Annotated in this window: 15 protein-coding genes; 6 read left to right on the top strand and 9 right to left on the bottom strand. The window is 61.8% G+C overall.

All coding sequences use genetic code 11. The annotated features are described in order from the left end of the window. Position 1: 1 nt before the first annotated feature. From BJF91_RS08615 to BJF91_RS08600, 4 genes are all read left to right on the top strand, one after another. On the top strand, positions 2 to 1582 hold the full coding sequence (locus BJF91_RS08615; RefSeq protein WP_075614083.1) for a PfaD family polyunsaturated fatty acid/polyketide biosynthesis protein: 1581 nt from the start codon (positions 2 to 4) through the stop codon (positions 1580 to 1582). After that, positions 1579 to 3267, top strand: a complete 1689-nt coding sequence (locus BJF91_RS08610; RefSeq protein ID WP_075614082.1) for an acyl-CoA dehydrogenase family protein — start codon at positions 1579 to 1581, stop codon at positions 3265 to 3267. The genes BJF91_RS08615 and BJF91_RS08610 overlap by 4 nt, the downstream gene beginning before the upstream one ends. Positions 3268 to 3432: 165 nt before the next feature. Further along, positions 3433 to 4464 carry an acyl-CoA dehydrogenase family protein gene (locus BJF91_RS08605; protein ID WP_075614081.1) on the top strand — a complete coding sequence of 344 codons (1032 nt, stop codon included), beginning with the start codon at positions 3433 to 3435 and terminating at the stop codon, positions 4462 to 4464. A 12-nt stretch (positions 4465 to 4476) separates the two neighbouring features. Next, positions 4477 to 5244 carry a hypothetical protein gene (locus BJF91_RS08600; protein WP_139310636.1) on the top strand — a complete coding sequence of 256 codons (768 nt, stop codon included), beginning with the start codon at positions 4477 to 4479 and terminating at the stop codon, positions 5242 to 5244. 47 nt (positions 5245 to 5291) lie between these two features. Here the strand turns inward: BJF91_RS08600 and BJF91_RS08595 are convergent, their stop codons facing one another. The 9 genes from BJF91_RS08595 to BJF91_RS08555 form a co-directional block, all read right to left on the bottom strand. Beyond that, on the bottom strand, positions 5292 to 6236 hold the full coding sequence (locus tag BJF91_RS08595) for an acetamidase/formamidase family protein (RefSeq protein WP_075614079.1): 945 nt from the start codon (positions 6234 to 6236) through the stop codon (positions 5292 to 5294). Positions 6237 to 6285: 49 nt separating this feature from the next. Next, a complete protein-coding gene (locus BJF91_RS08590; RefSeq protein WP_075614078.1) occupies positions 6286 to 7272 on the bottom strand; it encodes an ABC transporter ATP-binding protein in 987 nt (328 codons plus the stop codon). Next, complete coding sequence (locus BJF91_RS08585; RefSeq protein WP_075614077.1) at positions 7269 to 8294, bottom strand: ABC transporter ATP-binding protein; 1026 nt, start codon at positions 8292 to 8294, stop codon at positions 7269 to 7271. The genes BJF91_RS08590 and BJF91_RS08585 overlap by 4 nt, the downstream gene beginning before the upstream one ends. A 2-nt stretch (positions 8295 to 8296) precedes the next feature. Continuing rightward, positions 8297 to 9268, bottom strand: a complete 972-nt coding sequence (locus BJF91_RS08580; protein ID WP_075614076.1) for an ABC transporter permease — start codon at positions 9266 to 9268, stop codon at positions 8297 to 8299. Positions 9269 to 9279: 11 nt separating this feature from the next. After that, complete coding sequence (locus tag BJF91_RS08575; protein ID WP_139310635.1) at positions 9280 to 10332, bottom strand: ABC transporter permease; 1053 nt, start codon at positions 10330 to 10332, stop codon at positions 9280 to 9282. A 265-nt stretch (positions 10333 to 10597) separates the two neighbouring features. Then, on the bottom strand, positions 10598 to 12295 hold the full coding sequence (locus BJF91_RS08570; RefSeq protein WP_075614535.1) for an ABC transporter substrate-binding protein: 1698 nt from the start codon (positions 12293 to 12295) through the stop codon (positions 10598 to 10600). Positions 12296 to 12371: 76 nt separating this feature from the next. Then, the gene (locus BJF91_RS08565; protein WP_075614075.1) at positions 12372 to 13289 is read right to left on the bottom strand and encodes a proline iminopeptidase-family hydrolase; all 918 of its coding nucleotides are present in this window, start codon (positions 13287 to 13289) and stop codon (positions 12372 to 12374) included. A 6-nt stretch (positions 13290 to 13295) separates the two neighbouring features. Continuing rightward, a complete protein-coding gene (locus BJF91_RS08560; protein WP_075614074.1) occupies positions 13296 to 13901 on the bottom strand; it encodes an ANTAR domain-containing response regulator in 606 nt (201 codons plus the stop codon). Continuing rightward, positions 13898 to 15106, bottom strand: coding sequence for a transporter substrate-binding protein (locus BJF91_RS08555; protein ID WP_075614073.1), 1209 nt, complete (start codon positions 15104 to 15106; stop codon positions 13898 to 13900). The genes BJF91_RS08560 and BJF91_RS08555 overlap by 4 nt, the downstream gene beginning before the upstream one ends. 389 nt (positions 15107 to 15495) lie before the next feature. Here BJF91_RS08555 and BJF91_RS08550 point away from each other — a divergent pair, with 389 nt between their 5' ends. After that, a complete protein-coding gene (locus tag BJF91_RS08550; RefSeq protein ID WP_075614072.1) occupies positions 15496 to 16404 on the top strand; it encodes a LysR family transcriptional regulator in 909 nt (302 codons plus the stop codon). A 125-nt stretch (positions 16405 to 16529) separates the two neighbouring features. Next, entirely contained in the window at positions 16530 to 18068 is a 1539-nt protein-coding gene (locus tag BJF91_RS08545) for an ABC transporter substrate-binding protein (protein WP_075614534.1), read from the top strand. Positions 18069 to 18073 lie beyond the last annotated feature (5 nt).

Raw genomic sequence — 18073 nt, 5'->3', positions numbered from 1 at the left:
GATGACGATCAATGCACGAATTCACGACAAGGACGCCATTCCCGCCATCGTCTGGGATGCCGTCTCCATCCGCCGACACTTGCAGCAGCTCGACCGGCCCGGCTCCATCGTCAGCGATGGCGCAAAGCTGGGCGTGACCGGGGCCATCGATCCGGTACCGGCAGGGGTCGCCACGCTCTGCCACTATCCGGCGCTGCCGGCGAGTGGGCTCGGCAATCCCGCCTTTCTCAGAGATTACGGCGTGCGCTATCCCTATATGGCCGGCGCCATGGCCAATGGCATCGCCTCTGCCGATCTGGTGATCGCACTGGCAAACCAAGGGCTCTTGGCAAGCTACGGCGCCGGTGGCGTGCGGCTGGAACAGGTGGACAAGGCGCTTGCCAAGATCACCTCTGCCGTCAATGGCGCACCGTTTGCCGTCAACCTGATCCATAGCCCGAGCGAACCGGCCATGGAAAACGGGTTGATCGATATTCTCCTGCGCTACGGCGTCACCATTGTCGAAGCCTCGGCCTTCATGGGCATGACGCCAGCACTGGTGCGCTACCGGGCACTCGGACTATCGCGCACGGCAGACGGCGCGATTGTGGTCGCCCACCGGCTGATTGCCAAGGTTTCGCGCCCGGAAGTCGCCTCCGTGTTCATGGAGCCGGCGTCCGAAGCCGTGCTTGCCAAGCTACTGGCCCAAGGCGCGATCACGGCCGAACAGGCCGAGCTTGCGCGGCTGGTGCCGATGGCCGACGACATTACCGCCGAGGCCGATTCCGGCGGCCATACCGACCGCAGACCGCTGGTCGTGCTGCTGCCGATCCTGCTGCGGCAGGCCGAACGGGTGGCAGCGAAGAACGGTTATGCCAGGCCGATCCGTATTGGCGTCGGCGGGGGTCTCGGCTCGCCCAAGGCAGTTGCCGCCGCCTTTGCGGCGGGTGCTGCCTATATCGTGACCGGCTCGGTCAACCAGGCCTGCCAGGAATCCGGCTCATCGCCGGCGGTACGCGCACTGCTTGCCAAATGCAGCTTTGCCGACACGACCATGGCGCCGGCTGCCGACATGTTCGAGCTCGGGGTGGAATTGCAGGTTTTGAAGCGCGGCACGTTGTTCGCCAGCCGTGCCAAAATGCTCTACGATCTCTATCGCCGCTATGACAGTCTTGAGGCACTGCCCGCATCTGTCGTGCAGGAGCTGGAGCAGAAGCTGTTCAAGCAGAGCCTCGCCGAAGTCTGGCAGATGACCGCCGATTATTTCATCGGCCGCGACCCGAAACAGGTCACCGAAGCCGAGGCCGATCCGAAGCGCAAGATGGCGCTGGTATTCCGTGCCTATCTTGGCAAGGCCTCCCATTGGGCCAATGCCGGCGACGAGAGCCGGCAGATGGATTACCAGATCTGGAGCGGACCGGCGATCGGTGACTTCAACGACTGGACCGCCGGCTCTTATCTGGAGCAGCCGGAAGGCCGGCATGTGGTGGATGTCGCCCTTCACCTGCTGCAGGGCGCGGCGTTTGAAACCCGGCTGCACTGGCTCGCCATGGCCGGCATTCGGTTCCCGACCCCTCTATCCTACGAGATCGCGCCGCTATGACCAGAACCGATAGCTATTTCGACAAGTTGCAGGCCGTGCTCGGCGATCCCCTGCAGGACGAGCAGCCGTTTTCCTACGCAACCGCCGTCAAGGCTGACCTTGTCGGCGACCGTCTCGACCAGCAGGCGGCGGCGCTGGACGCCACCGGCTTTGTGCGCCAACTCATCCCCGCCGCCTGGCACACCGGCGGGGAACTGGTCGATCTGGAAGCCATTCTCAGCCTCGCCCGGCTTCTGGCCGGGCGCAATCCCTCGCTCATGCCACGGATGATGTATTCGATCGGCTCGATTTCCGTGCTCGACATCGCCGGCAGCGAGGCCCAGCGCCAGATGCTGTCGAACTGGCTGCTCGCCGGCCAGACCGTTGGTCTTGCCGTCAACGAGCCCGGCATCCGCAGCGACCTGATGCGCAATGCAACGACGGCCGAGCGCCAGGGCGAAACGGATTGGTACATCGTCAACGGCCGCAAATGGCTTGTGGGCCAGGCGGAGCGGGGACGGGCGCTGGTGCTGCTGGCCAGGACCGGCGCCGATGGCCCGGCGGCCTTCTCGCTGTTCATGGTCGACCGCCAGCCGCAGTTCGAATCCACCCAGCCGCATCCGAGAGCCGAACTGACAGGCATGCGTGGCATCGATGTTGCCGATGTCGATCTCGATCTGGTCTGCGTCAACGCCGCCAACCGCATCGGCGGCGAGGGCGAGGGGATCGAGCTGGTATTCCGGGCGGAATCCGTCATCAAGCTGCTGTCGATAGGCGCCATGCTCGGACCCTGCGAGAATGCGCTGAAGCTCGTGCAGGCCGAAATCGTCGGGCAGGACAATGGCGGCCATCCGCACCAGAAAATGCTGCTCGCGGGGGCCTATGCCGATTACCGGGTAATGGATGCCGTCGCCCGCTCGGCGGCACGCTTTGCTTCTTTCCGGCCGCAGCATTTTCCAGTGGCTGCGGCCGTTGCCAAGCAGATCGCCCAGGAATTCAGCACCAGGATCTTTGAGAGCCTGATGGCGGCTCTTGGTGCTCGCTCCGTTCTGGCGGACGAGCCTGTGACGGCAATCCTGCAAAAATGGCGGCGCGACGCTGAGGTGGCGCAGTACATGGACATCAATCCGCAGGTCAATCTCGGCATTCTCGCCAATCAATTGCCGAGCCTTGCCAAGCGCCGCACCAAGCTGGAGCCGACCCTGGCCGATGCGCTGTTTTCCCAGTTGCGCAGCGAGCTTTCGCCGGCAACGCCTTGCCCGCCAATGGCGCTGTCGAAAGTGCCGATGGTCAACCGAGCCGGCGAGCCGCTGACGGATCTGCTGCCCGGTTTGCATAGCCGCTTTGCCTCCGTCTTCCCGGGCGCCGACGATGTGGTCTCAGCCCTGCAGCAGGCGGAAACCCGCCTGACCGCACTGGAAGAGGGGATGATGGCGCTCTTGGCGCTTAGACAAGGTGAGCGGCCGGAAGCGGTCAATGCCGGTGCCCAATTTGCGAGGCTCTACGGCGTTTCCTGTTGCACGCTGACGGCGCTGGCCGAAGGCGGCGACGCGCTGCTGCCTTATATGCTGCAACGCCTCCTGGCCGAAGACCGCTATCAGTTCTCGGGCGAAGATCGGTATTTTGAACAAGGCTGGACCGCGCTCGAACGCTTCTGCACAGGCGACGCCGCGTTAGGCGAGGGAGAACAGCGGCTTGCGGTTTGATACGAAGGCCCGATGCGTTTGCATCTGTCTGCCTCGTGTCCGCCTGGCGGTGATGGGTTGGTTCCTCTGTCCGTCACCGCCAGGCACTCTTTCATGAGATGCTTTTCAGATGGCCCTTTCGGGCCATGCCAAGGTTTTATGCGATAATTTTGATTAGGAGTTCTTATGCTGTTTCCGGACGTCAAGAAAAAAGGCTCGGCCGAGGTCATGCAGACCTTGCGGCAGCTCGACCTCGCTTTGGGCGATCCCTGGGACCCGAGTTCGCCGGTCTCCGTGACCGAGATCATGGTCGATGACGAGGCCGAGCGCTTTCCGGTCGGTCCCTACGATGCCTTGGCCGGCGAGGGCGTAAGCCGCTGGCTGGTGCCCGAGGGTATCGGCGGCATGATGTTTTCCTTTCCGGAATCTGCCCAGATGTACCGGGCGCTGGCGCGCCGCGACCTGACGCTGTCGGCTGTCTCAGTGCTGCCCTTTATCGGCTACCTCGCGATTATCGCTTGCGGCAACGAGGAACAGATCCGTCATTACGGCAAGTTCGTTGTATCAGGCGGCTCGATGTCCTGGGGCTTGAGTGAGGGCCGCCACGGCAGCTTTCTTTTGACCAATCAGGTCAGCGCCGAGCGCGAGGGTGATTTTTACCGGGTCAATGGTGAGAAATGGCCAATTGGCTTTGCTGACCGCGCCGGGGCCATGCTGGTTCATGCCCGCACCGACGAGACCATCTCGCCTGCCTCCCACACGATGCTGATTGTTGACCGCAGCCAACTCGACCGTAAGAATTACCGGATCACTCCGAATGAGCCGCTCTACGGCGTGCGCGGCCTGCCGCTGGGCGGCGTGCGCTACGAGGATGCGATGGTGCCCGTTAGCCAAGCGCTCGGCCGGGAAGGGGCCGGGCTGGAAGTGGCGCTGAAGACCCAGCAGACCTTGCGCCTCGGCGTTGCCGCCATGAGCCTCGGTCCTGTCGATACCGGCCTGCGCCTGGCCTATGGTTTTGCCGCCAATCGCCAGCTTGCCGGTGGGCAGAAGCTGATCGAACTGCCCGTCAGCCGCCGTCAGATCGCCGATGTCTATGCCGACCTGATGATTTCGGAAATCCTTGTAGCGTCCTCGACCCGGCTGTTGCAGGTCCTGCCAAGGCAGCTCTTCCTCTACTCATCGATTGTAAAATATCTTGTGCCGAAGCGGCTGGAGTAATCGCTTCAGAGCTTGGCGGCATTGATCGGCGCCCGTTATTATCTGCGGTCCGGCTTTGGCCAGGGCATGTTCCAGAAATTGCTGCGGGATTTCGGCATGAACGGCCTGATTGACGGCAACAGCTTCGTCAACATGCGGGTGGTTGGCAACCAGATGGAATTGGCATTGGCCAAGGCGCTGAAGGCACGTAACGAGCCTTTCGATGCGGCGCGGCGCGAGATGCTGGACGAGATCTACGACATCCGCCGCCCGGTCGGCCCGCCGCTCTGGGGCAAGCTCGGCCTGTCCGCCAACGGCGACGATATCGGGCTGTCCGGTCTTGCGGACGCGCTGACCAAGCTGAAACCGCTGGTCAGCGATCAGGAGTTTGCGCTTGCCGAGCGCGTCATGGACGAAATCGTCAAGCTGGATGCTGTGAGGCGTGAGGAAAATGGTCGGTTGGGCCGCGCCTTCGCCAATAGCGCCAATTTCTACGCGCTCACCGATCGCTATTGCAACCTGAATGCCGCCGCATGCTGCATCCAGTTTGCCGTTGCCAATGCCGGTGGCATGCCCGCCTCCCTGCCGGATGGCTCGGGCTGGCTCGGCTATTGCCTGAAGCGAATTTTCCACTGGATCTATCCGACCGACTTCCTGCCGGAAGCCGAGGATGTCTCCCGCCTCATCGAAGTGGTCGACATGCTCTATAAGGAAAACCGTGCCTTCTCGGTCTTCCCTTACGAATATGCCGGCAGCTGCGACAGCTTAGAACAAGGCGGTAAGCTATTGACCTCGCTGTGATAAGGTCCTGGGGCGAGAACGCTTGTTCTTGCCCCGCCGTGGAAGCATCAGGCAAACACGATGCGCGGGAAATAAAAGCTGACGACCCAGTTCGGCATGTCAACGATTTCGCTGATGCGCAGATCGCCGCAGACCGAGCATAGCAGGTAGGCATCGACTGGCGATAGCCCGTGGTCGGCGGCGAGAAGGTCCACCATGCGCATCACCGCTTCACGGGCACCGGTCATAAGATCTGGGCCGATACCGGTCGTGACCTCGTAGCCGGCGCCGTCGAGATGGCGGGTCACCGGTTCGGTGACGGTAAAGCGCGGGCTCTGCAGAGCCATGCCCTTGACGAGATCCAGCGTCAATTCCACATCCATCCGGCTTTCGATGGCCGTGCCGCAGACCTCGCCATCGCCTTGGGCGGCATGGGTATCGCCAACGGAAAACAGGCCACCCTCGACTTCGACGGGAAGATAGAGCGTCACGCCGGCCGACAGATCGCGGATATCGAGATTGCCGCCGACCCGGCGCGGCGGCACGATGGAATGCAGGCCGGGCTCGGCCGGTGCCAGCCCAATCGTTCCGGCAAAGGGTTTCAGCGGTACCTTGCCGCCTGGGCCGTAGAGCGCCGGGGTCAGCGACTGGGCGTCGTAATGCCACAGATGCAGTGCCGGGTCCTTGAACTGATCAGCCAGCAGGCCGAAACCCGGAATATTCGCGGTCCAGCCGAAGCCTGACGGATGGAACTTACGCAGCGTCACCTTGACGACATCGCCCGGCATGGCGCCCTCTATGTAGACAGGGCCGGAGACAGGATTGATCCGGGCGAAGTCCAGCGCGGCCAGCGTCTCCAGCGTTGCATCGGCGCCGATCTGGCCGCCTGAGGAATCCATGCATTCAAACAGGATCGTCTCGCCGGGCTTTGCGACCAGCGCCGGTTCGAAATCGCGATTCCAGCCCAGATGGTGCTGGGCACGGTGGATGGTATGGTTGCAGGCAATGCACATGGGCGTCCTCCTCAAGCATCGGACCGAAAAATGGGAGCCGGTTTTCGGCTCAATCCAGCGGGAAATGGCAGGCGACTTTCCGCTCGCCCGACACCGGGATCAGTGGCGGTCGAAGGGAACGGCAGACGTCCTTGGCATAAGGACAGCGGGTGGAGAATTTGCAGCCTTGCGGCGGATTGAGTGGGCTCGGGATTTCGCCCGACAGCAGGATGCGCTCGCGCCGATCCCGCTTGTGCGGCTGCGGAATGGCGGACAATAGCGCCTGACTATAGGGGTGGCTTGGCTTGGCATAGAGCGCGTCGGTCTCGCCGATCTCCACGATGGAACCGAGATACATCACCGCCACCCGCGTCGACACCTGCCGCACAACGGCAAGATCATGGGCGATGAAGACGTAGGTGAGGTCGAGGCGGTCGCGCAGGTCGCTGAACAGATTGACGATCTGCGCCTGCACGGATACATCGAGCGCCGAGACCGGTTCGTCGGCGACGATCATTTTCGGCTCGACGGCCAGCGCCCGGGCAATGCCGATCCGCTGGCGTTGACCGCCGGAAAACTCATGCGGATAGCGATCGAGGTAGTCGCGGCGCAGACCGACGAGATCCATCAGTTCGGCCAGCCGATCCTCGACGGCCTTGCCTTCGCGGATCTTGTGAACGCGCAGGACTTCGCCCAGCATGTCGCGCACCCGGCGACGCGGATTGAGCGAGGCGGATGGGTCCTGGAAGATCATCTGCATGCGCCGGCGCACGGAGGTTAGGCTCTGCCCCTTGGCTTTGGTGATGTCCTCGCCGTCGAAATGCAATTCGCCGCCGCTGACGTCATAAAGCCTCGTCAGGCATCGGCCGAGTGTCGATTTGCCGGAACCGGATTCGCCGACCAGGCCAAGCGTTTCGCGGGGATAGACGTCAAGACTGATTTCCTCGACGGCGCGCAGCAGCTTTCCGGAGCCGGGACGCATGGTCTTGCCGACGGTAAAGGTCTTGGTCAGCGCCTTGGTGGAGAGCAGGGGGGCGGTGGTGGATCTATCGCTCATGCCATGGTCTCCAGCGGCAAAATTTCCTGGCGGAGCGTTTCGCGCTCGCCGTCCTCAAGCACGCAAAGGGCAGCTTGGCCGTCCTGGCGGCGCAGGGGCGGGTGCTCGGCACATGCCGCACGCGCAAAGGCGCAGCGGGCGGCAAAGCCGCAGCCTTCCGTCAAGCTGTCGGGTGTCGGTGGCATGCCGGGAATAGATTTCAGCCGGTCGAGGCGTGGCCCTGACAGCGGCGGGATCGACGCCATCAGGCCCCAGCTATAGGGATGCATGGGCGCGGAAAAGATCTGGTCTGTGGTGCCGCGCTCGACGATGCGGCCCGCATACATCACCGCCACCCGATCCGCGACTTCGGCGACCACGCCCATGTCATGGGTGATGAGGATGATGGCCGAGCCAAAATCCTTGCGCAACCGGATCAGCAAATCCAGCACCTGCGCCTGCACCGTAACATCAAGCGCCGTGGTCGGCTCGTCCGCAACCAATAGCGCCGGGCTGCAGGACAGCGCCATGGCGATGACGACGCGCTGGCGCATGCCGCCGGACAATTGATGCGGATAGCGGTCCACTGCCTCGCCGGGATTGGAGAGGCCGACTTCGCCCAGGAGCTCTATGGCCCGCAGCCGCGCGGCGCGCGCTGAAACAGGCTCGTGTGCGCGGATCTGTTCGGCAATCTGCCAGCCGATCGTTTTTACCGGGTTCAGCGCCGTCATCGGGTCTTGAGAAATCAGGCCGATTTCCTTGCCGCGCAGCCGGCGCATCTGCCGGGCCGACATTTCGAGGATGCGCTGGCCACGAAAGGCAACCGTACCGTCGACGCGGGTGGTTTTCGGATCGTGCAGGCCGAGCAAGGACTGCAGCGTCACCGACTTGCCGGAGCCGGATTCGCCGACGATCGACAGGATTTCGCCTTCACGCACCGAAAACGACACGTCGCGCACGGCCCGTACATAGCCACGGTCGGTGGCGAAGGAAACGCTGAGGCCGTTGACGTCGAGCAGCAGGGGTTGGTCTATCTGGGTCATGATCAGCTCCCCCTCACGCGTGGATCGATCAGCACGTATACGACATCGACCAGGGCGTTGGCGATGACGACGAAGAAGGAGGCGTAGATGACAGTGCCCATGATCATCGGCAGATCGAGATTGAGCAGCGCCTGATAGGTCAGCCGCCCGACGCCGTTCAGTCCGAACACCACTTCCGTCAGCAGGGCCGAACCGCCGACCAGCGCCCCGAAATCAAGGCCGAACATGGTGACGAAGGGAATGAGCGAGTTGCGCAGCGCGTGATGCAGCATGACACGCGAGGGGCTCAGCCCCTTGGCACGGGCGGTGCGGATGAAATCCTCCTGATAGGCTTCCACCAGGTTTGAGCGCAGCACCCGGCCATAGATGCCGATATAGAGAGCAGCGAGCGTCATCCATGGGATGATCAGCGTCTTGAACCAGCCGACCGGGTCAGTGAAGAACGGCTTGTAGCCCAGTGCCGGCACCCAGGAGAAGAAGATCGTGTCGTGAAACCTGTTCTGGGAGAGCAGGTTCATCACTTCGCCCAGCCAGTAGACCGGCATGGAGACACCGATCAGCGCCAGCACCATCAGGCCTCTGTCGAGGGCTGTGTCGCGGGCAAGGGCGGCGACGACGCCGACCGCGATGCCGCCGATCACCCAGAGCACGGAGGCCCCTAGGACAAGCGAAAGGGTGACAGGTGCTGCGGCCGTCACTTCCGGCACGACCTTCATGCCTCTGTTGACGAAGGAGGCTAGATCCTGGGTGATGAACAGCCGCTTCATCATGATCCCGTATTGTACCGGCAAGGGCCGGTCGAAGCCGAACTCCTTGCGGATCGCCTGCACGGTCTCTGGCGAGGCGTTGCGTCCGGCGATGCGGGCTGCGGGATCGGCACCCGGTGTGGCGAAGAAAATCAAAAAGACCAGCGCCGAGATGCCGAACAGCACGAAGATCATCTGGGCGAACCGTTGAATGAGGGCGTAGACCATCTGATGGCTCCTCAAATCACTTTGGTGCGCGGGTCGAGCGCGTCACGCACGCTGTCGCCGAGAACATTGAGCGCGAGAACGCTGAGCACGATGGCGATGCCGGGCGCCAGCGCCACCAGCGGGCGGGTATAGAGCAGGCCCTGGCCATCCTGAATGATCGTACCCCAGCTGGCATCCGGCGCCTGCACGCCGATGGACAGAAAGGACAGCGCGGATTCGGTGATGATATTGAGCGCCATCATCAGCGGGATGAAGACGATCAGCGTTGTCGAGACATTCGGCAGGATGTCCTTGAAAAGGATGCGCCATTTGGGAATGCCGAGGCCGATAGCGGCCAGCACGAATTCGCTGTTCTTCAGCGCCAGCACCCGGCCGCGCACAGGCCGCGCGACATAGGGCACGTAGATGATGCCGATAATGCCGATCGGCAGCAGCAAGCTGCTGGAATTAATGGTGATAGGGCCGATGGTGATGCCCTGCGAAATCAGCACGATCGATAGCGATATCGCCAGGAGATAGACCGGAAAGGCCCAGAGAATATCGAGAATGCGCGAGAGCACCATATCGGTCGCGCCGCCGAAAAAGCCGGCCGAAATCCCGACGATTGCGGCCACCACCAGACAGATTAGGGTAGCTGAGGCGGAAATCAGCAGCGAATTGCGACCGCCATAGAGCAGCCGTGCCGCCACGTCCCGGCCCTGGCTATCAGCGCCCAGAAAATAGGGGCCACGAAAGGTCGGGCCAACAGGCGTGACGCCGAGACCTAGGCCTTCGGTAGAAGCCTGCATGATCTTCACCCGCTGGCCATCGATGGTCATCTTGCCGCTGAGGTTGGAGCGGAAGGGATCGGTACCCGAGATAAACGAGGCATAAAGCGGAGCCGCCAGGCTCGACGCGATGATGACAAGCAGCACCAAGACGGCAGCAATCGCTGATTTGTCCCGGACAAGCAGCCGCCATGCGCGCCGCCACGGACTGTTGCCGCCCGCTTTCCGGGCCGCCTGTGGTTCGGGCTCTTGATAGGGTTGGGCATGGCTGGCAATGCCATCAGGCACATCACTCATCGGCATTCTCTTCACGCTCGATCAATCGGGGGATGGGGAGGGGCGTTGGGAATGACCCCTCCCCGACCCTCCCCACAAGGGGGAGGGCCATTGGTAACTTCGGAAAACCCCCTCTGGCCTGCCGGCCATCTCCCCCACAAGGGGGAGAAGAGTCTTGACGCCGTCGAACTAAAAAGCAAGACGAGGACGTTGCGGCGGGTTAACTCCCTCCCCCTTGTGGGGAGGGTTGGGGAGGGGTTTCACGCGCTTAGGATTATATGCGCTGTCACTTCACCCAGGACTGCGAGACCACCCAGCGGTTCTGCTTGTTGAACAGGTAGTTGCCGAGGCGGGCCGAGGTAAAGTTGACGCTTTTCGGCGTGAACAGCGGGGCAAGCGGTGCCTGTTCCATGAAGGCCTTATCGATCTTCGCCCAGTTGGCATTGGCTGCGTCAGGGTCCTTGATGGCGAGCGCCATCGTATCCTGCATCTGCTTGTCCAGGTCCTTGTTGCAGTAGCCAGCAATGTTGATCGAGGCATCGCTGCCCGGATGGATGCTGTCGCACGACAGCAGCACATTGATGAAGTCCGACGGGGCCGGATAGTCCATGTACCACTGCGTGACGCTGAGCTGGACGTTGTTATTGGTGTTCTGGATATAGGTGAACTCGATATTCGGCGAGATCGCCTTCAGCGAGGCGTCATAACCAAGTTCGTTCAGCAGGCTCTGCACATAGGTTCCGATGCCGCGTCCGACAGCATTGTCTTCGGCAATGATCGTCACCTTCTGGCCGGCGGTGCCGCTTTCCTTGATCAGGGCCTTGGCCTTGTCCATATCGGGCTCGCTCCAGCTTTCGCCGGGGTTTTTCGTATAAAGGCACTGTGGTGCGTAGCCGGGGAAGTCTGGCGGCAGGATCTGGCAGGTCGGAGAGGCAAGCGCTTCGCCACCGAACAGGCCAACCAGCGCATCGCGGTCCAGCGCGTAGTTCAGGGCCTGGCGCACCTTGATGTTGTTAAACGGTGCCAAATTTGTGTTCATCGGCAGGTACCAGAAGGCAGCCAGCGGATCGATATGCATCTGCTTGGCATATTTCGAGCCCAGTTCCGGCAGGCGGTCGGCCGGCGGCGTGTCGAACATCCAGTCGACCTGGCCGTTCTGGACCGCATTGATCGTGGCTTCCTCGGTCATGCCGAACTGGTAGACGATCTCGTCCGCATAGCCGTCCGGCTGGGCATCCACGCTCCACTCCTTGAAATGCGGGTTGCGCTTCAGCACCATTTTTTCATTCGGGTTGTAGCTGTCGATCATATAGGGGCCGGTGGCGGCAACCGGCGTCGTGCCTGCGTCCTTGGCGGCCGTATCGGCTGGCAGGATGCTGGCATGCGGCACGGCCATCTTGTCGAAGAATTCCGAATCCGGCTGGGTCAGGTGAATGGTGACGGTGCCGGCCGCGTCGTCGGCGATCACGCCGCCTTCGAGCGTGCAGTTTGCGGCATCCGCGATGCATTTGTCGGCGCCGACAATGCCATTGTAGAAGCTGCCGGTCGTCGGCCCATTGACCTTGAAGATGCGCTGGAAGGAGGCCGCGACATCAGAGGGCTTAAGCTCCTTGCCGGTCGAGAACATGATGCCTTTGCGGATCTTGAAGACATAGGTCTTGCCGCCATCCTGCGGCTCGGGAATGGCTTCGGCCACGTCAGGCACGATCTTGAAGCCTTCGGTGCCGGCCGCCTGCTTGAACTTGACGAGACCGTCATTGGTCATCTGCAGGATCTGCCAATACTGCCCGGTATAGTTGATCGCGGGGTCAATGGTGCCGGCGGCCGAAACCGCTGCCAGCACCATGGTGCCGCCGCGATGCTGGGCCATCAACGCGGCTCGATCTTCCGCATGCGACGGGGCTGTCAGCGCGGTCTGGGCCAAAAGGCAGGTTGCGATAAAGGCGCCCGCTCTTGATGCTAAGGCTTTTGGGGATCTGGTCATTGCGTTCATTCCCTCTGGTTATTGGGTTTTGGGGCAGGTCTGCGGCTCTTGTCGCGGCCGCTTTGATGGTCTGGAATTAAGCAGCCTTTTCATCGAGGAAACCGGCGACGACGGCCATGCAGGCCTCGCGCTCCTCGACATGCGGCATATGGCTGGAGTGCTCGAAAATCCTCCAGCGCACGTCAGGGATCTCGTCGGCATAAGGCTGGACGCAAGCCACGGTTGCCTCGTCGAAGTGGCCCGAGATCAGCAGCACCGGCACATTGATGGTCGACAGCCGGCCCTCGATGCTCCAGTCCTTCATCGTGCCGATGACATGAAACTCGTTCGGACCGTTCATGGTGTGGTAGACGGTCGGATCGGCGGCAATGGCGTCGAAGGTGCGCTGCACCTCGGGCGGCATCGGCACGATGCGGCAGACATGGCGCTGGTTGAAGACGTCGGTTGCCTTCATATACTCGTCGCTGTCGGTGGTGCCGGCCTGTTCGTGGGCCAACAGTGTGGCTTGTACGTCATCAGGCAATTCCTTACGCAGCCGGTTGGCTTCCGCCACCCAGGTCGGCAGCGATGCCGGTGAATTGGCGATGACGAGTGCCTTCAGGCCCGCCGGCTGATCGACTGAAAATTCGGCGCCCAGCATGCCGCCCCAGGACTGGCCGAGCAAGCAGTAGCCGGCGCGGATGCCGAGATGGTCGATCAGGTTGTGCAGTTCCGCCTTGAAGAAGTCGACGGTCCAGAAATCCCCGCCCTTGTCAGGCAGATGCGTGGATTTGCCATTGCCGACCTGATCATAATGAATGACGGCGCGGCCTGTGGCGGCGATGTCCTTGAAGCTATCGACATAGTCATGGGTGCAGCCAGGGCCGCCATGGGCAACGATCAGTGGCGGCTTGCCGGAGGTGAGGTCGCCGGTGATCCGGTACCAGGTCTGATAGTCGCCATAGGGCGCGAAACCTTCCACGATAGACACGCAATGCACTCCTTTAATGGTCATTCTGATTCAGTTGGATTTTCGGGTTGGAAAGCTGCCGATATGACGGTCCTTGCGGCAGATCGCTTCGGCGGCATCCTCAATGGTCATGCCCCAGTCCATGGCGACCCGCCGCAGCCTCGCCCAGGCCTCTTCCTCGCTGCCCGCGCCCTGGCGCAGCAGATCGAGCACGGCGTGGACGACGACAGGCCGCTGGCGCACCCGGTTTTCCAGCGTGCGGATATCGTCCGCCTGGCTGAGTGCTGCACGATAGGCATGGGTGGCGATCAACAGCGCGCTATAGGCGCCGGTCGAGCCGATGGGCTTGAGCAGATGCGCATTCGAGCCCTGCGCAAGCGCCCATTCGATCCGTCCCGGGGTTTCCGATCCGATCAGTGCGACCATCGGCATCGGTGCAAAGCCGCTCGGCCAGGGAAACTGCCCATCATGGCCCATGTCGGCGTCAAAGAACACGATGTCGGCGCCGGCGTGGGTCTCGTCCAGCTGCGGCCAGACGGTGGTGACGCGGATATGAAGCAGTTCCAACTGGCGCTTCAGCGCGTCGACGGAAGGATGCGGGCGATGCAGGATGATGGCATGCCAATCGGCAAGCAGGGGTCGGTCAGCCTGTTTCATTTGATCACCTTCAAAGGCGGTCTGCCGGTCAAATGGGTCTTGGACGAGCCCTGTGGCGGCGGATTTGGCGGGCTGTCATCATGGCGCCGCATATGGGTCTGCACGAGAAAGGGATCGGCAACGACGGGGCGCTCAGTGCTCTGAAATGGATTGAAGGCGCCTGCCTCATCCGACACCGCGAGATGCGGACGCAGAGCGGCGTGCTGGGTACGCGGGTCGATCTTGAGCGGGCCGAGCGGCGTGCGGAACAGCCGGGCTGTTGCTGCATGGCGCACGGCGTCAGGCAGATCGCTGCCGACATCGGCAATCGTCTGCGCCAGCGTGGTGACCGCTGCATAGGCCGACACGAATGTCGCGTTCAGCCGTCGGTCAGGACCATGGCGCTGCGCCATCTTCGCCTTGAAATCAGCATTGTCGGCACTGTCCACTCCGTGAAAATAGACCGAGGTGGTGATATGGCCGGTGCGGGCGGCTGGCTCGATCACGGCAAGATCCGTCTCGCACAGATTGCAGGCAACGACCGGGCAATGCTCCGGCCCGAAATCCGGATCGTCCCGGCGCAGCGCATCATAGGCGGCAAGGAAAGCAGCGGCCGATTGGCCGACGAGATTACTGAGGATGAAATCCGGCCGCTTCTGGCGGATCTCGGTGATGAGGTGATCCACCTGCGTGGAGCCGAGCGGCATGTAGCGATCAGCCACGACCTGGCCGCCGGCAGCCTCGGTCAGCTCGCGGGCGATGCGGCTGACTTCCCAGCCCCAGATGTAGTTGGAGCCGACGATGAGCGGCCGGGGCCCAACCTTCGGCATGACATGCTCGAACAGCGGCAGAAGATGCTGGTTGGGACAGGCGCCAAGATAGATGACGCTGTCGCTTGCTTCATAGCCCTCATAAGGAAAGGCATACCAAAGCAGGGCGCCGGCACGCTCGACAACCGGCAGGATTTCCTTGCGGCTCCAGGAGGTGATGGCGCCGATGATGTGACGGCAACCTTCGTCGCGCACCGCAGCCTCGGCCATCAGGCCGTAGCGTTCGGCACTGCCGCCGGGATCTGATAGCTTCGGCTCCAGCCGGACGGAAGACTCCTGATCGCCATTGATCTCGGCAATCGCCGCCATCGCCCCGTCAACCGCTTCCCGGCCGAGTGCCGCGTAGGCTCCGGTTGTGGAAAACAAAATCGATACGGGGACGGATATGCGGCTCATTCACTCTCCAGTCTTATCCGCGCGGTTGAAGCGCGCATAAAAAAAGCCCCGGCCCGTCTGAAAGACGGGCGGCGGGGCGTATTTGCCTGCGGCACCAAAGCCATGTGTGATGACAAGACGGCCGTCATTGGCCTTCTGTCGTTTCCGCCGCAGCCGATTTTCCAAGCGCGGTGGGTTCATATCCAGCAGGCTAGGGCCAGGTTAAAATATAGTCAACAAAAAAATCGCCTATTTATTGGGCTGAAAGTTGCGTCAATTTCCTGGTACAACGCGTGCGCTCAATGGAACAGGAAATCGACCACGACGGTGCGAAAGCCTGTGGCAGATGACAGGTCGGACTTGGAACCCTTGGAAAACTATGGCAGTTCTGAGCAGCCGGGGACGCCTATATGCAGATAAGAGCGCTGATCTATTTCGATGAACTGGTGCGGACTCGGTCAATGCGGGCCGCCGCCGAGCGGCTGAATGTGCAGCCAACGGCGCTTGCCCGGCAGATCGATCAGCTCGAACACTTTTTCGGCACCACGCTGGTCGAGCGCTCCAGCCGTGGCATTCAGCTGACGGCGGCGGGGGAGTTGCTTGCAGCGCGGGCCGGCAAAACGCTGCGTGAGCTGGACCACGTCAACCAACTGATCGACGACTTGCAGGGGCTGAAGCGGGGCCATGTGCATATCCAGGCGAGCGGCGCGACGGTTGCCAATCTACTGGCCCCGGCGCTCGCGGATTTCAGCCTCGTCTATCCCAATATCCGGTTTTCGGTGACAATCGCCAGCGCCAGCGAGGCGATCGAGGCGCTTTCGAGCGCCAGGGCGGACATTGCGGTGACGCTGTTTTCGCAGCCGGATGCGGCGACAAAGGTCCGGTCGCGGGCGCAGATCGTCTATGACGTGATTGCCGCCAGCCATCATCCGGCAGCACAGCTGAAAGAGATCACTATTGCGCAGCTTGCCACCTATCCTCTGGCGGTGCCGGATGCCTCCTATGGCGCGCGCCGCGCTTTCGATGCCTGGTTTCGCAAGGCCGGGCAGGTTCTCGATCCGGTCTTTGTCACGGGATCGCTGGAAATGCAGCGCGAACTGGTGCTGCGCGGTGCGGCGCTGACGCTGCTGCCGGCCCAGACGGTGGCGCGTGAGCGCCGCGCTGGCGATCTGGTCGTGATTCCGGTCGCCGGCGGCGCCGGTATCCGCACGCCAATTGATCTTTGCGTGGCGGGAGACCGGCAGCTGTCTTTCGCGGCTTCGAAACTGGTGGATGCCATAGATCGTTTCATGCGGGAGCAGATGATCCATGCAGTGTAACGTTTTTCGCTGCACGGCTCACACAAAAAACCGCATTGTGTGGGCGCCTGCGAGATGACAGTATTTTTACCAATGCGCCATCCGTGGTCACACGGGCTAACGAGCGTTTACCAAGGGGAATGACGATGGTTCAATCACGGGTTTTCACGCCGATGGCTTTGCGCCGTTCGATGGCTGCTACGGTTGCGGCGATGGTTGGTGCAACGGCGCTGTCGCTCATATCGCCTGATCTCGCCTGGTCGGCGCAGACTACGCTCAAACTCGGCATGAATATCGAGCCGACGGGCCTTGATCCAACGGTTGCTGCACCCGTGGCCATTGGCCAGGTCACCTGGCAGAATGTGTTCGAGGGACTGGTTGCCATCGACAAGGACGGCAAGGTCGTGCCGCAACTGGCAAAATCCTGGGAGATTTCGCCCGACGGACTGACCTATACGTTCAAGCTGCAGGAAGGCGTCAAATTCCACGATGGCGAGGAATTCGATTCGTCCGTCGCGAAGTTCGCCCTTGACCGCGCGCGCGGCACCGACAGCACCAATCCCCAGAAGCGCTTTTACAGCAAGATTGAGAGCATTGAGACGCCCGACAAGGCGACCCTCGTGCTGAAACTGAAGGAGCCGACTGGATCGCTGCTCTACTGGCTCGGCTGGCCGGCTTCGGTCATGGTGGCGCCGAAGAGCGCTGCCGATGACAAAACCAATCCAATCGGTACTGGCCCGTTCAAATTCGTCAGTTGGGCGAAAGGCGACCGGGTCGAACTCGCCGCCAATCCTGATTATTGGGACAAGCAAGTCAAGCTTGGCCTCGACAAGGTCACCTTCCGCTTCATCCCTGATCCGCAGGCCCAGGCCGCAGCGCTGAAATCGGGCGATATCGATGCCTTCCCGGAATTTACCGCGCCTGAACTGATGGACAGTTTCAAGGACGAGGCGAAGCTGGCGACGGTGATCGGCAATACCGAGCTTAAAGTGGTGGCTGGCATGAACAATGCCCGCAAGCCTTTCAACGACAAGCGCGTGCGCCAGGCACTGATGATGGCCGTCGACCGGGCGACGCTCGTTGAAGGTGCCTGGTCCGGCTATGGCACCGTGATTGGCAGCCATTACACGCCGAACGACCCCGGATATATCGATACGACCAAGGTCCTGCCTTACAATCCTGAGAAGGCCAAGGCACTGCTGGCAGAGGCCGGTTATCCCAACGGTTTCAGCTTCACCATCAAGACGCCGCAGATGTCTTACGCGCCGCGCAGCGCTGAGGTGATGCAGGCCATGTTGGCGGAAATCGGCGTGACCATGACGATCCAGCCGACGGAATTTCCGGGCAAATGGGTTTCCGACGTCTTCAAGGGTACGGATTACGACATGACCATCGTTGCCCATGCCGAGCCAATGGATATCGATATCTACAGCCGCGACCCCTATTACTTCAACTACAAGAACCCTGTCTTCAACGAGACGATCAAGAAGATTCAGGTCACGTCAGATCCGGCGGCCCAGGCAAAGCTTTATGGTCAGGCACAGCAGATTCTGGCGGAAGACGTGCCGGCGCTTTACCTGTTCGTCATGCCGAAGCTCGGGGTCTGGAACAAGAAGATCAAGGGCTTGTGGGAAAACGAGCCGATCCCCGCCAATGTCCTGACCGAGGTGCATTGGGAGGACTGACCGGC

The sequence above is a fragment of the Gillisella taibaishanensis genome (genome assembly GCF_001938985.1).
GTDB lineage: Bacteria > Pseudomonadota > Alphaproteobacteria > Rhizobiales > Rhizobiaceae > Allorhizobium > Allorhizobium taibaishanense.
This window is presented reverse-complemented; position numbering and strand designations above follow the sequence as displayed.

What these genes read in the sequence shown, in the direction of transcription:
- BJF91_RS08615 (WP_075614083.1), top strand. Translation starts at nt 2, where the DNA reads ATGACGATCAATGCACGAATTCACGACAAGGACGCCATTCCCGCCATC.
- BJF91_RS08610 (WP_075614082.1), top strand. Translation starts at nt 1,579, where the DNA reads ATGACCAGAACCGATAGCTATTTCGACAAGTTGCAGGCCGTGCTCGGC.
- BJF91_RS08605 (WP_075614081.1), top strand. Translation starts at nt 3,433, where the DNA reads ATGCTGTTTCCGGACGTCAAGAAAAAAGGCTCGGCCGAGGTCATGCAG.
- BJF91_RS08595 (WP_075614079.1), bottom strand. Translation starts at nt 6,236, where the DNA reads ATGTGCATTGCCTGCAACCATACCATCCACCGTGCCCAGCACCATCTG.
- BJF91_RS08590 (WP_075614078.1), bottom strand. Translation starts at nt 7,272, where the DNA reads ATGAGCGATAGATCCACCACCGCCCCCCTGCTCTCCACCAAGGCGCTG.
- BJF91_RS08585 (WP_075614077.1), bottom strand. Translation starts at nt 8,294, where the DNA reads ATGACCCAGATAGACCAACCCCTGCTGCTCGACGTCAACGGCCTCAGC.
- BJF91_RS08580 (WP_075614076.1), bottom strand. Translation starts at nt 9,268, where the DNA reads ATGGTCTACGCCCTCATTCAACGGTTCGCCCAGATGATCTTCGTGCTG.
- BJF91_RS08575 (WP_139310635.1), bottom strand. Translation starts at nt 10,332, where the DNA reads ATGAGTGATGTGCCTGATGGCATTGCCAGCCATGCCCAACCCTATCAA.
- BJF91_RS08570 (WP_075614535.1), bottom strand. Translation starts at nt 12,295, where the DNA reads ATGACCAGATCCCCAAAAGCCTTAGCATCAAGAGCGGGCGCCTTTATC.
- BJF91_RS08565 (WP_075614075.1), bottom strand. Translation starts at nt 13,289, where the DNA reads ATGACCATTAAAGGAGTGCATTGCGTGTCTATCGTGGAAGGTTTCGCG.
- BJF91_RS08560 (WP_075614074.1), bottom strand. Translation starts at nt 13,901, where the DNA reads ATGAAACAGGCTGACCGACCCCTGCTTGCCGATTGGCATGCCATCATC.
- BJF91_RS08555 (WP_075614073.1), bottom strand. Translation starts at nt 15,106, where the DNA reads ATGAGCCGCATATCCGTCCCCGTATCGATTTTGTTTTCCACAACCGGA.
- BJF91_RS08550 (WP_075614072.1), top strand. Translation starts at nt 15,496, where the DNA reads ATGCAGATAAGAGCGCTGATCTATTTCGATGAACTGGTGCGGACTCGG.
- BJF91_RS08545 (WP_075614534.1), top strand. Translation starts at nt 16,530, where the DNA reads ATGGTTCAATCACGGGTTTTCACGCCGATGGCTTTGCGCCGTTCGATG.